Origin of the sequence: Ferrovibrio terrae, assembly GCF_943372915.1 — a bacterium.
Lineage (GTDB): Bacteria > Pseudomonadota > Alphaproteobacteria > Ferrovibrionales > Ferrovibrionaceae > Ferrovibrio > Ferrovibrio terrae_A.
Genome location: NZ_CALSAN010000056.1, coordinates 1 through 13,910 on the forward strand (window position 1 = coordinate 1; position 13,910 = coordinate 13,910).

Genomic DNA, 13,910 nt, shown 5'->3' on the forward strand with positions numbered 1-13,910 from the left:
GGCGCTCGGCCTCGGCCAGCCGGCCCAGCCGATAGAGCTGGGCGACGCGCAGGCCCAGCAGGCTGGGCGTGGCAACATTGCCGGCCGGCACTTCAGCAACGGTGAGCAGCAGGCGGCGCTGCAGGTCGCGCAGGGCCGGGCCGGACACCGGCGCGGGCAGCACCCCCATGGCCTGCAGGGCCTGCGGCCGGGTCGATCCCTGCCACATGGCGCTGCCCAGGCCACCGTTGCTGTCATCCAGCAGGCCGGCAGAGGAGGGGTCGGGCGCCTTCAGCGGCTGGATGACGAAATCGGGCGCCTTCTGGCCGCTCTCGGCCGTGGCGGGCGGTGTGGCCGGCTCCGTCGACGGCGGCGCCAGCGGCGCAGCCTGCACCGGCAGGATCGAGGATTGCGGTGCCGGGGCCGGCGGCGGGGGTGGCGCCACCATACCGGTCGGCATGGTGTTGGTCTGCGGTGGTACCGCGAGTTGCTGGGGCGGGCTGTCCTGGCCGGATGCGGCAGGCTCTTCCTTGCCCGGCGGGATCAGGCGGACGGGCTGGGCCGCAGCGGACCAGGCAAGGGCCGAGCAGGCAAGGGTAATGCCGGCCAGGGCGGCAAGCGGACGCACCGGCCGGGGCGTCATGGGTTATTTCCCGAGCCGGTCGGCGGGGATGACCTTTTCCACCTTGGCGCGCGGTGCCGGAATGTCCCAGCTGGCCAGGAAGGCGAAACCGCCTCCCACCACCAGCACCAGGACCAGCCCCAGGATCATCGACATACGGGCCATGTGAACGGCACTCCGGACTAGAGCGGCGGGGCTGCAGCCGGTCTGGCCGCAGCGCCACGCGCTGGAATTATGACTCGATTGCTCTATTGTATCGGCGCTGCCGGCCCCAGGCAATCGGCGGGCGGCAAAGGCAAATCCGGTTATTCCGGCCGCCGGAAGGCGACCGCAGGCCAGGTGTTTAGGGCCAAGTAGTCGAGGAATGGGCGTGAGCACAATCGAGACCGTCGCCGCCGTGGCCGCGCCGCCCGATGCCCCCCGTTCTGCCGGAACCGGGGTTGCGGGCGCCCGGGAGGCATTGCCCGAGGGGGACGTGCGCAGTCTGGTGCTGGTCGGCCTGATGGGGGCCGGCAAAAGCTCGATCGGCCGTCGCCTCGCACACCGGCTAGGCTTCGATTTCCTCGATGCCGATGTCGAAATTGAAAAGGCGGCCGGCGCCACCATTCCGGAAATTTTCGCCGAGCATGGCGAGACGGCCTTCCGTGACGGCGAGCGCAAGGTGATTGCCCGCCTGCTGGACCAGCCGCGGATCGTGCTGGCCACCGGCGGCGGCGCCTATATGAATGCTGAAACGCGTGCCCGCATCCGCGAACGTGGCCGCTCGATCTGGATCAAGGCCGACCTGGATGTGCTGGTGAAGCGCTGTGCCCGCCGCTCGAACCGTCCGCTGCTGGCCAATGGCGATCTGCGCGGCACGCTGGAGAAGCTGATGCGCGAACGCTATCCGGTCTATGCCGAGGCCGATGTGACGGTGACGAGCATCGACGGACCGCATGATGCGGTGGTCGAGCAGATCATCCAGGCCTTGCCGGCGGCCTATCGCCAGGCGGCCGATGCAGCGGCCGCGGCCAGCGACTGAGTGATGTTTCCATGAGCCTGCATCAGACCGTTCGCGTCGATCTCGACAACCGTGGCTACAATATCCAGGTCGGTGGCGGCCTGCTGGAGCGCGCCGGCGAGCATATCGCGCCGCTGCTGCGCCGGCCGTTCGCGGTGATCGTCACGGATCAGCATGTGGCGGCCCAGCATCTCGACACGCTGAAACGCGCGCTGGCGCTGAAGAATATCGGCTGCGAGGCGGTGATCCTGCCGCCGGGTGAAAAACAGAAATCCTATGCCGGCTTCGAGCAGCTCTGCGAAGCCCTGCTGGCCCTGAAGATCGAACGCCGCGATCACCTGATCGCGCTGGGCGGCGGCGTGGTCGGCGATCTGGTCGGCTTCGCGGCTTCGGTGCTGCGACGGGGCATGGATTTCATCCAGGTGCCGACCTCGCTGCTGGCACAGGTCGACAGCTCCGTTGGCGGCAAGACCGCGATCAACAGTCGCCAGGGCAAAAACCTGATCGGTGCTTTCCATCAGCCGCGTCTGGTGCTGGCCGATGTGGCACTGCTGGATACGTTGCCGCCGCGCGAGTTGCGTGCCGGCTATGCCGAGGTGGTGAAATACGGCCTGCTGGGCGATGCCGATTTCTATGCCTGGCTGGAACAGAATGGCGCGAAGCTGCTGGCCGGCGATCTCGGCCTGCGCACCGAAGCGGTGGCGCGCTGCTGTGCCCACAAGGCGCGCATTGTCGCCGCCGATGAGCGCGAAGAGGGCGAGCGCGCCCTGCTCAATCTGGGCCATACCTTCGGCCATGCGCTGGAGGCGGAAACCGGCTATTCGCAGCGCCTGCTGCATGGCGAGGGTGTGGCGGTCGGCATGGCGCTGGCCTTCCGCCTCTCGGCTGCACTCGGCCTGTGCGCCGTCGATCTGGCGCCGCGCGTCGAGGCGCATCTGGCCGAAAGCGGCCTGCCGGCGAAACTCGCCGATGTCGATGGCGCCAAAGCTTTCGCGCCGCAGGTGCTGCTGGAGCATATGAAGCAGGACAAGAAGGTGCGCGACGGCAAGCTGGTCTTCATCCTGGCCGAAGCGATCGGCCGCGCCGTGCAGAAGAACGACGTGATGCCGCAGGCGGTCGAGACGCTGCTGGCCGAACAGCTCGCCGCGGCCTGAACGGCCATCCATGTCCTTCGCCCTGTTTGCTGAAATCTTCTCGGTGATCGCACCGCTGGTCGTGCTGGCCGGTGCCGGCTGGCTGTGGGCGGCGCGCGGCAAACCGTTCCAGGTGGACCAGATCAGCCTGCTGGTGACCAATTTCGGCACGCCATGCCTGGTGATCCATGCCTTGCTGGCTGCTGAGGTTGATCGCAGCATGATCGGCACCATGGCGCTGGCGACCCTGTCGGCGATCGTGGTGTTCATGGCCATCAATGCCGCCATGCTGCGCCTGATGAAGCTGTCGGTGCGCGATTATGTCTCCGGCCTGACCTTTCCCAATGCCGGCAATGCCGGGCTTTCGCTCAGCCTGTTTGCCTATGGCCAGCCCGGCCTGGCGCTCGGCATCATCTTTTTCGCCGTCACCTCGCTGACCAATTTCACCATCGGGCAATCGATCCTGGCCGGCCGCGGCAATCTGGCCGCCGTGCTGCGCTCGCCGATGATCTATGCCGTGCTGATCGGCGTCGCCGGCAATCTCTTGCAGCTGCAGCCGCCGGTCTGGGTGATGCGCAGCCTGCAGACCGCGGGCGGCATCGCCATCCCGCTGATGCTGTTCACGCTGGGCGTTTCGCTGGCGACCCTGAAGGTCAACGACCTCAGGCGCGGCCTGCTGCTGTCGGCGCTGCGCCTGCTGGCTGGTCTGGGTGCCGGTTTCGGTCTGAGCTGGGTGCTGGGTTTGGAGGGTGTTGCGCGCGGCGTCTTCATCATCCAGTGCGCGATGCCGGTGGCGGTGGTGAACTATATTTTCGCCGTGCGCTACAACCGCGACCCGCAAACGATGGCAAGCCTGGTGGTGATTTCCACCCTGCTCAGTTTCGCGACTCTTCCCGCTCTGCTGGCCCTGGTGCTGGGCTGAGCCCCACGCTTGCTAGGCCATTGCCCAGCATCGGCACGCCGATGCCTGAGCGCGCCACGAAATAGGCGAGGATGGCGCTGCGCACCCGCGAGGTCAGGGTTTTTTCCCGCCGCGCCGGATCGCGATCCACCTGCATGGCAAAATGATGCCGGTCGACGCCCTCGGCGCCGCAGATGGCATCCAGGGCTGCCCATTCCAGACGTTCCAGGCGGATGCTGGTGCGACCACGCCCGAGCCGCAGGTTTCGCGTGATCAGGCTGGAACCATGCGCGGTGGAGGTGTGTTGCGGTCGGCGTGTCGTCGGCATACCGCAACCTATAATGGATAGTTGTCGGTTCCTCAAATGAAAAGGTTGTACTATCGGTAGAAATCTGGCTGGTGAAGTTGCAACGCAGAATCAACCAGTCGGTGGGCGGAGTATTTCGTGGCCAAATTGCCCGCTACTCGCCGGGCACCCGGGCGGAAAGGGCCAGGGCATGCACCCCGTCGGCCAGTTCCTGGGCAAGAATCTGATAGATCAGGCGCTGCCGCTGCACCCGCGTCATGCCGCGGAAACCTTCGGCTTCCACGGTCAGGCGGAAATGGGTCTCCTGCGCCGCCAGGCCCTGCATGCCGGCATGGCCGGCGTGGTGGGCGGATTCATCCACCAGGTCAAGCCGGGTCGGGGCCAGGGCCTCGGTCAGCTTGGTGGTGATGCGGGTGGCGATCGACATGACGAAAACTCCTCATGGCCTCAAGAAAATTGCAGCTTTGCAAGAGGGTAAGGCAGGGCCTCTGGCCTTGCCAGTGCTGCCCGCGCGACCCATACTTTGACAGTTATGTCCCGCGCGCGCGCCCAGCAGAAATTCTTCCTCGGAATCGAAGCCGAAGCCGCCTTCGGCCGCCGCGGCCTGCGCCAGTGCGATCACCCGAGCTGCAGTGCGGAAGGCCGGTTTCCGGCGCCGAAAAGCCGCGAGTCGCGCGACGGCCGCTGGCTGTTCTGCCTCGATCATGTGCGGCAGTACAACGCCGGCTGGGATTTCTTCCGCGGCATGACCGATGCCGATATCGAGAAATACCAGCGGGAAGATGTGCTTGGCCATCGGCCGACCTGGAAGCTGGGCACCAAGCCGCAGGAGGAAGATCCCAAGGTCTGGGTCAAGGACGACCTCGGGATTCTGGCCGATGTCGGCGTGCGCATGGGCGAGGCGAAACGTAAAAGCAGCGCTGAACTGCGCCTGCCGCCGCGCGAGCGCGAAGCCCTGCTCAGCCTGGGCTTTGATCTTGCCACCTTGACATTGCCGTTACGGAAGGCCGAGCTGAAAAAGCAATATAAAACAATGGTGAAGCGGTATCATCCGGATGCCAATGGTGGCGACCGCGAAGCCGAGGAACGGCTGAAAACCATCACCCAAGCCTATGCCTATCTGCAATCGCGTGGCTATACTTGAGCCACTGATCTCCCCACGGCGTAAATAATAAGCCCAAAAGATCCGAGAGTGACGATGACGGCCCTTCAGACCAAGTCCGTTTCCCAGCCGGCAGCCGATATGCCGGATATCACGATTTCCGTGCGCGACGTGTTCGGCATCGACAGTGACATGAAGGTGCCCGCCTTCAGTCAGACGAGCGAACATGTCCCCGATCTCGATCCGACCTATCGCTTCGACCGCGAGACCACGCTCGCCATCCTCGCCGGCTTTGCCTACAACCGCCGCGTCATGGTCCAGGGCTATCACGGCACCGGCAAGTCGACCCATATCGAGCAGGTCGCTGCCCGCCTGAACTGGCCTTGCGTGCGCGTCAACCTCGACAGCCATATCAGCCGTATCGATCTGGTCGGCAAGGACGCCATCGTGCTGCGCGACGGCAAGCAGGTGACGGAATTCCGCGAAGGCATCCTGCCCTGGGCGCTGCAGTCGCCCGTCGCTCTGGTGTTCGACGAATACGATGCCGGCCGCCCGGACGTGATGTTCGTGATCCAGCGCGTGCTGGAAGTCGAGGGCAAGCTGACGCTGCTCGACCAGAATCGCGTGATCCGCCCGCACAAGGCCTTCCGCCTGTTCTCGACCGCCAACACGGTCGGCCTGGGCGATACCACGGGCCTCTATCATGGCACGCAGCAGATCAACCAGGGCCAGATGGACCGCTGGAGCATTGTCTGCACGCTGAATTATCTGCCGGCCGATGACGAGGTTGCCATCGTGCTGGCCAAGTCGCCGAGCTACACCGGCGACAAGGGCAAGAAGACGATCCAGAACATGGTCGCGGTGGCCGAACTGACCCGCGCCGGTTTCATCAACGGCGATATCTCCACCGTGATGAGCCCGCGCACCGTGATCACCTGGGCCGAGAATGCGCGCATCTTCGGCAGTGTCGGCTTCGCCTTCCGTCTCACCTTCCTCAACAAGTGCGACGAACTGGAGCGCCCGCTGGTGGCCGAGTATTACCAGCGCAGCTTCGGCGAGGAATTGCCGGAAACCGCCGCCAAGGCCGATCTGGCGTAAGCCGGAGCAAGGCTGCCGATGGCCAACAAGCCGGAAAGCCCGATCGAACCGTTCAAGCGCGCGCTGACCGCGGCGACGCGGGCGATCTCGCATGACGGCGACCTGCAGGTCAGCTTCGGTCCGGAAACGCCGGGCCTGCGCGGCAAGCGCGCGCGTCTGCCGGTGCCCGGCCGCGACCTGCCGGCGGCTGAGGTAGCGCAGATCCGCGGCCTGGCCGATGCTATGGCGCTGCGCCTGCGCCATCACGACGATAGCCTGCATTCCAGGCTGCTGCCCCAGGGCGGCACGGCCCGCGCGGTGTTCGATGCTGTCGAGCAGGCCCGCGTGGAGGCCATCGGTGCCAACCGCATGGCCGGTGTGGCGCAGAACCTGAACGCGGCACTGGACGAGCGCTGCCGGTCCAAGGGCTATGCCAAGATCACGGACCGCTCCGAGGCGCCGCTGGCCGATGTGCTTGGCCTGATGGCGCGTGAGCGCCTGACCGGAGAAAAGGTGCCCGCCCAGGCCCAGAAGATGGTGGCGCTGTGGCGCGACTGGATCGAGGAAAAGGGCGGTGCCGACCTCGACAAGCTGATGGACAGCATGGGCGACCAGCGCGCCTTCGCCAAGGTGGCCCGCAAGCTGATCAAGGATCTCGATCTCGCCGATGAAGAAGGCGGCGAGATGGACGACGAGGACGAGGGCGAGGACCAGGACAGCCAGGGCCAGCAGCCACAGAGCGAGTCCGATGGGTCCGAGTCCGAACAGGGCGAGGCGGCCTCCAGCGGTATGGAGCAGGCCGATTCCGCCGATGCGTCCGGCGGCGAGTCGGTGGAAATGGATGCCGAAGCCGGCATGGAAGAGCAGGTCGCGGGCTCTGGCGAGGAGGCCGGCAAGGGTCGCCGCCCACCGATGTCGGACATGATGGGCCATAATCGCGAGGCGACCTACAAGGCCTACACCAAGCAGTTCGACGAAGTGGTCGGTGCCGACGACCTGTGCGACACCGAGGAACTGGCGCGGCTGCGCCATCATCTCGACCAGCAGCTCAGCAACCTGCAGTCTGTCGTCGGTAAACTGGCCAACCGGCTGCAGCGCCGGCTGATGGCCAAGCAGTCGCGCTCATGGCATTTCGATCTCGAGGAAGGCATGCTCGATGCGGCGCGGCTGGCGCGCGTCGTCGCCAACCCCACCCTGCCACTGTCCTACAAGCAGGAAAGCGACACCGATTTCCGCGACACAGTTGTGTCGCTGCTGATCGACAATTCCGGCTCGATGCGCGGTCGCCCGATCACGGTGGCGGCGATGTGTGCCGATATCCTGGCCCGCACGCTGGAGCGCTGCGCCGTGAAGGTGGAAATCCTCGGCTTCACCACGCGCGCCTGGAAGGGTGGCCAGAGCCGTGAAAAGTGGCTGTCCGACAACAAGCCGGCCCAGCCGGGCCGTCTGAATGACCTGCGCCATATTGTCTACAAGGGCGCCGACGCGCCCTGGCGGCGCGCCCGGCGCAATCTGGGCCTGATGCTGCGCGAGGGCCTGCTGAAAGAGAATATCGACGGTGAAGCACTGCTCTGGGCGCATGATCGCCTGCTGGCGCGCACCGAGCAGCGCCGCATCCTGATGGTGATTTCTGACGGCGCCCCGGTGGATGATTCGACGCTCTCGGTCAATCCTGGCAACTATCTCGACCGCCACCTGCGCGAGACCATCGACTGGATCGAGCGCCGTTCGCCGGTCGAATTGACAGCGATTGGCATCGGCCACGACGTCACGCGCTATTACAAGCGCGCGGTCACCATTGTCGACGCCGAGCAACTGGGCGGCGTGATGATGGAAAAGCTCGCCGAGCTGTTCGACGAGACGCCCGAACCGGGCAAGGGTAAAGGCCTTGGCCGGCCCAGGAAGGCTGGCCGCGCGGCGTAACGACCGCGCATTATTCAGCCTCAGTTCAGTTTTTTCAGCGATGCCAGCAGGTTGCCCAGTCCGGCCTTCGCCTTTTCATCCAGCGGCGCCGGACCCGGCGGCGGTGCGTCGCCGGCGGCGGCACTGGCCTGATCGGCACGGCCCAGCACGCGGTTCATCGCGGTCACCAGCATCGGCAGGGCAATCGGCTTGGCGACATAATCGTCCATGCCGGCGGCGATATAGCGTTCGCGGTCGCCTTCCATCGCATTGGCGGTCAGCGCGATGATCGGGATGGTGGTCCAGGGTGGCGGCAGGCGACGGATGGTCTGTGTGGCCGTGATGCCGTCCATTTCCGGCATCTGCATGTCCATCAGTACCAGATCGTAAGGCCCTTTCTGCACCTGCTCGCAGGCCTCGATGCCGTTGATGACGACATCGACCTGGTGGCCGAGCTGGCGCAGCATCAGGCCGATCACCATCTGGTTCACCTGGTTGTCTTCAGCGACCAGGATGCGCAGGCTGCGCTGGGTCGCCGGGCCATCGGTCTGCACCGGGGCTTCGGTCTGCACCGGCTGGCCTTCGGCCAGGGGCAGGGCAAACCAGAAGGTGCTGCCGCGGCCCTCGACGCTGTCGACACCGATGCGGCCGCCCATCAGTTCAACCAGTTGCTTCGAGATTGCCAGACCAAGGCCGGTGCCGCCAAAGCGCCGCGCGATGGAGCTGTCGGCCTGGCTGAAGCGGCCGAACAGATGCTTGATCTTGTCCTGCGCGATGCCGATGCCGGAATCGCGCACCTTGACTGACAGCAGATGGCGGCCATCGGGTTCGGGCGTGCTGTCGACAATGATGCGGATTTCACCCTTGTCGGTGAACTTGATGGCATTGCCCGCCAGGTTGAACAGAATCTGGCGCAGACGGCCTGGATCGCCCTTGAGGAAACGCGGCACGCCCGGCGCGATTTCGCTGGTCATGCGCAGGCCCTTCATCACCGCGCGCGGATTCATCATCGAGATGGCGCTCTCGACCAGATGGGCAAGGTCGAAATCGATGGTTTCCAGGTCGATGCGGCCAGCCTCGAGTTTGGAGAAATCGAGGATGTCGTTGATCAGGGTGAGCAGATGCTCGGCAGATTCGCGCGAAGTGGTGACCAGTTTGTACTGGTGTTTTGTCAGTTCGGTGTTCTGCAGCAGGCCGATGGTGCCCAGCACACCGTTCATCGGCGTGCGGATTTCATGGCTCATCATGGCAAGGAATTCAGATTTTGCCTTGCTGGCTTCCTCGGCGCGTTCTTTCTCCTCGGCATAGCGGTCGGCCAGCTCGCGCATGCGGAAGGATTGCTGTTCGACCTGGCGCTTGGCCGCTTCCAGGTCGGCGATATTGCGCTGCAGGGTCGTCTGCTGTTCCTTCAGGGCGGTGATGTCGGTGCGGATGCCGACGACGCCGCCATCAGAGGTGCGCCGCTCGGTGTTGCGCACCCAGCGGCCGCTGGCCAGACGGGTTTCGGTGCTGCCGCTGCCGCGGCGGAACAGTTCGGCGCGCTCGGCCAGCCATTCCTCCAGGAAGTCCTGGTCCATGCCCACCATGTCACGCTGCACGCTGGCCTTGAGGATTTCAGTAAATTTCGTGCCTGGCACCAGCAGGTCTTCGATCTCCTGGTAGAACTCGCGGTAGCGCGAATTGCACAGCACCAGCCGCTCGTCCTTGTCATACAGCACGAAGCCATCGGAAATGCTCTCGATGGCGTCATACATCTGGCGCTCGGCCTGTTTCACCGCGGTGATGTCGGTGCCGGTGCCGACGATGCCGCCATCGGCGGTGCGCTGCTCGCGAACCAGCAGCCAGCGGCCGTCCTTCAGGCGGCGTTCATGTGCCTCGGTGGAATTGCGATGCTGCTCTAGGCGGCGCTGGATCCAGGCTTCCGGATCCATGTCGCCGATCTGGAACACGCCGCGCGCCACGCCGATGCGGGTGATTTCCTCGAAGCTGACGCCGGGCTGGATCACATCGGCCAGTTCGCCGAAATGGTCGCGAATGCGCTGGTTGAACAGAACCACGCGGTCTTCCTGGTCATACAGGATGAAGCCTTCGTTGACCGAGTCGATAGCATCATAGAGGCGGCGCTCGGCCTGTTTCACTGCAGTGATGTCGGTACCGATGCCGACGATGCCGCCATCGGCGGTGCGCTGCTCATGCACCAGAATCCAGCGTCCATCCTGCAGCTGGCGTTCGATTGCAACGCCCGGATTGCGGTGCTGCTGCATGCGGCGTGCAACCCAGGTATCAGCGTCTACGCCGTTCAGATTGAGGATGTTTGCGGCAATGGCGCTGCGCAGCAGTGCTTCGAAGGTGATGCCCGGCTTTATGATATGGGCAATGCCGGGGTTGTGATCTAGGAAGCGCGCGTTATACATCACGATGGTGTCGTCGGGGTCGTAAAGCACGAAACCATCGCTGATGGCCTGGATGGCATCATGCAGGCGCTGTTCGGCGCGCTTGAGATCGCTGATGTCGTTGAACACCGTGATGACGCCACCATCCGCCGTGCGGCGGCGCTGCATGCGCAGCCACACACCGGGGAAGGGCTGCGCATCGATCGGCTTCCCACTTGGCCGGTTGAATTCGCGTGTCAGCGACTCGATGTATTGCTCAAGATCGAGTTCGGAATCGTATTCCGACTGCCGCATCGCAGTGATGCGCATCACCTCGCTGAAATGCGTGCCCGGCCGCACCACCTTCGGATCGTGGCGCGTCATCTCGTAATAGCGCTGGTTGGCCATCGCGAGATAGCCTTCCTTGTCATAGAGCACGAAGCCTTCGGTCAGGGTTTCGATAGCATCGCGCAGGCGCTGTTCGGCCAGTTTGAGGTCGGTGATGTCGCTGGCAACCAGGATCACACCACCATCGGCGGTGCGGTGGCGCAGGTTGCGCAGCCAGCGGCCGGGCAGGAATTCGCCATCGACCGGCCGGCCCGATGGGTTGTGGTAATCGGCGCGTGCGGTGGTGATGTAGCCCTGATGATCGAAGTTGGGCCAGGATTTCTGGCGCCGCTTTGCGGCCATGTCGACCACGTCATCAATCGTTGCGCCTTCAGGCAGTGAATCCGGTTCAAGGTCGAAAATGCGATAATAACGGCTGTTCGCCATCACCATGCGCTGATCGGGTCCAAACAGGATGAAGCCTTCCGACAGGGCCTCGATACCATCGCGCAGGCGACGTTCGGCCAGCTTAAGGTCGGTGATGTCACTCACCACTGAAATGGTGCTGCCATCGGCCGTGCGATGGCGCACGCTGCGCAGCCATTGCCCGGGCAGGAATTCCCGGTCAATCGGCCTACCGGTCGGATTCAGATGCTCGGCTCGCAGCATGGCGGCATAGCCATCGTGATCGGTATCCGGCCAGATCTTCTGCCGGCGCTGCTGCATGATATCGATGATTTCAGCATGGCTGATGCCGGCCTTGACCACAGCCGGATCATGTCCGGTGAGCTCATAGAGTTTGCTGTTGGCAAGGATCAGGCGGTTGTCCGGGCCATACAGCACAAAGCCGTCGGACAGGCTTTCGATGGCATCGCGCAGGCGCTGCTCGGCCTGCTTGAGGTCGGAAATATCCGACACGATGGTGATGACATCGCCATCCAGCGTGCGATGCCGCACTGTGCGCAGCCAATAGCCAGGCCGGGCCTGGATATCGAAAGGCTGGCCCGAGGGGTTTTCGAAGTCTGCTTTCAGTTCCGCGACATAGGCGATGGCTTCGGCCTCGCGGCCGAGCGCACGGCCGGTGGCGACCACGTTGGCCATGATGTCGCGGTTGTGCACGCCGGGTCGCACGAGGCCGACATCGTGACCGGTCAGCTGGTAATAGCGCTGGTTCACCTTGAGCAGATAGCCATCGCGGCTGAACAGTGCAAAACCTTCGGACAGCGCTTCGATGGCATCATTCAGGCGCTGCTCGGCCTGCTTCAGTGCGGTGATGTCGGTGATGATGTCGACCGCACCGCCTTCCTGGGTCGGGTTGACAGTGAAACGCAGCCAGCGGCCATCGGCGGTGCGCCGCTCAAACTGATAGCCACGCCTTTCCTCGAACAGCATCTTATGGCGATGGGCAATGCGCTTGGCGCGGCGGTCGGCCGAGGGCGGCGGCCCGAAATCGTCTTCCAAGGCCATCATCACATCGGCAAACGGCGTCGGTCCGCGGCCGGCGAAGCGCGCCAACGCCGGCAGCAGGTTGACGGTCTGCTGGTTGAAGCGCAGCAGCCGGTCCTGTGGATCGTACAGCAGGAATCCGTCTGACAAGCTGCCGATGGCATCCGACAGGCGTTGTTCAGCAAAGCGGCGGCTGATCATCTGGCGTTGCAGGATCATCAGGAAGCCGGTGCCCGCCGTGGCGGCCAGGATCAGCGCGACCACGCCGAAAATCAGGTTCTCCCTCCAGGTCGCCAGCACATTGTCGCGGGCGATGCCGACGCCGATCACCAGCGGATACCCTGGCACCTGATTGACGGCAAGATAGCGCACAACGCCATCAAGGCCGCCGGTGGTTAGCAATTCGCTGCGTGCACGATCGCTGTATGGCGGCTTGAACATCGGCAGGTTGGCGGCAGATGTGCCGATGTCCGGTCCGGTTTCGGGAATCCTGGCGATGCGGATGCCGCTGGTATGATACAGCGTCAGCGAATTGCCATCGCCGATGGCGACGTCACGGTAGAAATTGATGAAATACTGCGGATCGACGGCGACCAGAATCACGCCGCCAAAGCTGCCGTCGGGGTTGTTGATCCTTCGGCTGGTGCTGATCGCCCACAGGCCGTTGATGCGGCTTTGCACCGGTTCGCCGACATACAGGCCTTGATGCGCGCGTTCGGCATGAACGCGGAAATACTCGCGGTCGGCGCCATTGAAGGCGCGCGGTGGGTTCGCCGCACTGTCGATGATCGAATTGCCCTGCGCGTCGAGCACCAGATAGGCACGCACCTGCGGCAATTCGCTCAGGCGCGCATTCATGCGCTCTCGCAGGGCGGACAGGCTGCCGACCGGGCTGGTGCCAGCCATGCCGCTCATGGTCTCGGCGTAATTGAGCAGGAAGATATCGACGGCACCGAAGCTGCGGCTGGCATGCTCTTCCAGCAGATTGGCCACCGACCGCGCCGTTGCCTGTCCTGCCGCGATTTCGTCATTATACTGGCGGTAGAGTTGCGATCCGACCACAACGGTGAGCAGGAGCAGCAGAATGCCGACGAACAGCGCCGGGGCCCGCATCAGGCCCGCCGGCGACCGTTCTGAAACATCCGCTTCGCCTGCGCCCGTGCCGGCCATGAATTCCGCCCGTTCCTCCACCTCTGGGAAGCATACTCAATGACTGTCGCGAGCAAAGCTAAACATTTGATTAGCTTCGCCCTGTGGGCTTTTCTCGGGCTGCTGGCACCGGCCTGGCCGATGCCCGTGCGGGCCGAGCCGGTCAGCCTGCGCAGCCTGGTCCTGGACCTCAATCCGGATGACCCGGCCCAGGTCCGTCTGGGTGGGCTGGACTATCTCGGCGGCCTGGTGATCGCAGGCGATGGTGCCTTCGGCGGCTATTCCGGCATGGTGGTGGATGCCGACGGGGCGGGGCTGTGGGCCATGTCCGACCTTGGCGCCTGGCTGCGGCTGGATTTCCAGCGCAATGCCGCCGGCCTGCCGATCGGCATTGCGGCAGCGCAGAGCCTGCCATTGCGTGATGCCCGGGGCGAGGTCGTCACACGCAAGGTGCTGAACGACGCCGAGAGCCTGCGTCGTTTGCCGGATGGTCGCTGGCTGGTGTCATTCGAGCGCGCCCATCGCCTGTGGTTTTACGGCGAGCCCGGCGGACCGGCGATTGGCACATTGGCCGTGCCGCCTGCCGTGGCCCA

11 protein-coding genes and 1 pseudogene are annotated in these 13,910 nt (G+C 64.5%); 7 read left to right on the plus strand and 5 right to left on the minus strand.

What is annotated here, in order from left to right:
* Both AAG821_RS21670 and AAG821_RS21675 read right to left on the minus strand, forming a co-directional pair.
* Positions 1–622 (minus strand): annotated as a pseudogene (locus tag AAG821_RS21670) (hypothetical protein); the annotation flags it as partial.
* Positions 623–625: 3 nt separating this feature from the next.
* Positions 626–766 carry a hypothetical protein gene (locus AAG821_RS21675; RefSeq protein WP_341896810.1) on the minus strand — a complete coding sequence of 47 codons (141 nt, stop codon included), beginning with the start codon at positions 764–766 and terminating at the stop codon, positions 626–628.
* A 205-nt stretch (positions 767–971) separates the two neighbouring features.
* Here AAG821_RS21675 and AAG821_RS21680 point away from each other — a divergent pair, with 205 nt between their 5' ends.
* From AAG821_RS21680 to AAG821_RS21690, 3 genes are read left to right on the plus strand one after another with little or no spacing between them, the layout of a single operon-like run.
* Positions 972–1,622 (plus strand): shikimate kinase, encoded by a 651-nt coding sequence (locus AAG821_RS21680; protein ID WP_341911145.1) that lies wholly within the window; start codon positions 972–974, stop codon positions 1,620–1,622.
* 11 nt (positions 1,623–1,633) lie between these two features.
* Positions 1,634–2,755 (plus strand): 3-dehydroquinate synthase, encoded by a 1,122-nt coding sequence (gene aroB, locus AAG821_RS21685; RefSeq protein WP_341911144.1) that lies wholly within the window; start codon positions 1,634–1,636, stop codon positions 2,753–2,755.
* A 10-nt stretch (positions 2,756–2,765) separates the two neighbouring features.
* Positions 2,766–3,656, plus strand: a complete 891-nt coding sequence (locus tag AAG821_RS21690; protein WP_341911142.1) for an AEC family transporter — start codon at positions 2,766–2,768, stop codon at positions 3,654–3,656.
* Here the strand turns inward: AAG821_RS21690 and AAG821_RS21695 are convergent.
* Together AAG821_RS21695 and AAG821_RS21700 are read right to left on the minus strand one after the other, a co-directional pair.
* Entirely contained in the window at positions 3,610–3,963 is a 354-nt protein-coding gene (locus AAG821_RS21695) for a ribbon-helix-helix domain-containing protein (protein ID WP_341911141.1), read from the minus strand. The genes AAG821_RS21690 and AAG821_RS21695 overlap by 47 nt on opposite strands.
* A 133-nt stretch (positions 3,964–4,096) precedes the next feature.
* Entirely contained in the window at positions 4,097–4,369 is a 273-nt protein-coding gene (locus tag AAG821_RS21700; RefSeq protein ID WP_341911139.1) for a BolA family protein, read from the minus strand.
* A 105-nt stretch (positions 4,370–4,474) separates the two neighbouring features.
* Between AAG821_RS21700 and AAG821_RS21705 the strand changes: the two genes are divergently transcribed.
* Genes AAG821_RS21705 through cobT form a run of 3 tightly spaced genes read left to right on the plus strand, consistent with a single transcriptional unit; the run spans position 4,475 to position 8,044 of the window.
* The gene (locus AAG821_RS21705) at positions 4,475–5,086 is read left to right on the plus strand and encodes a DnaJ domain-containing protein (RefSeq protein ID WP_341911137.1); all 612 of its coding nucleotides are present in this window, start codon (positions 4,475–4,477) and stop codon (positions 5,084–5,086) included.
* 54 nt (positions 5,087–5,140) lie between these two features.
* Positions 5,141–6,142 carry a cobaltochelatase subunit CobS gene (gene cobS, locus AAG821_RS21710; RefSeq protein ID WP_341896797.1) on the plus strand — a complete coding sequence of 334 codons (1,002 nt, stop codon included), beginning with the start codon at positions 5,141–5,143 and terminating at the stop codon, positions 6,140–6,142.
* Positions 6,143–6,160: 18 nt separating this feature from the next.
* Positions 6,161–8,044, plus strand: coding sequence for a cobaltochelatase subunit CobT (cobT, locus tag AAG821_RS21715; protein ID WP_341911136.1), 1,884 nt, complete (start codon positions 6,161–6,163; stop codon positions 8,042–8,044).
* Positions 8,045–8,064: 20 nt separating this feature from the next.
* Here cobT and AAG821_RS21720 read toward each other — a convergent pair whose 3' ends face one another.
* Entirely contained in the window at positions 8,065–13,338 is a 5,274-nt protein-coding gene (locus AAG821_RS21720) for a PAS-domain containing protein (RefSeq protein ID WP_341911135.1), read from the minus strand.
* 66 nt (positions 13,339–13,404) lie between these two features.
* Here AAG821_RS21720 and AAG821_RS21725 point away from each other — a divergent pair.
* On the plus strand, positions 13,405–13,910 hold a 506-nt coding region (locus tag AAG821_RS21725), incomplete at its 3' end, for an esterase-like activity of phytase family protein (protein ID WP_341911132.1).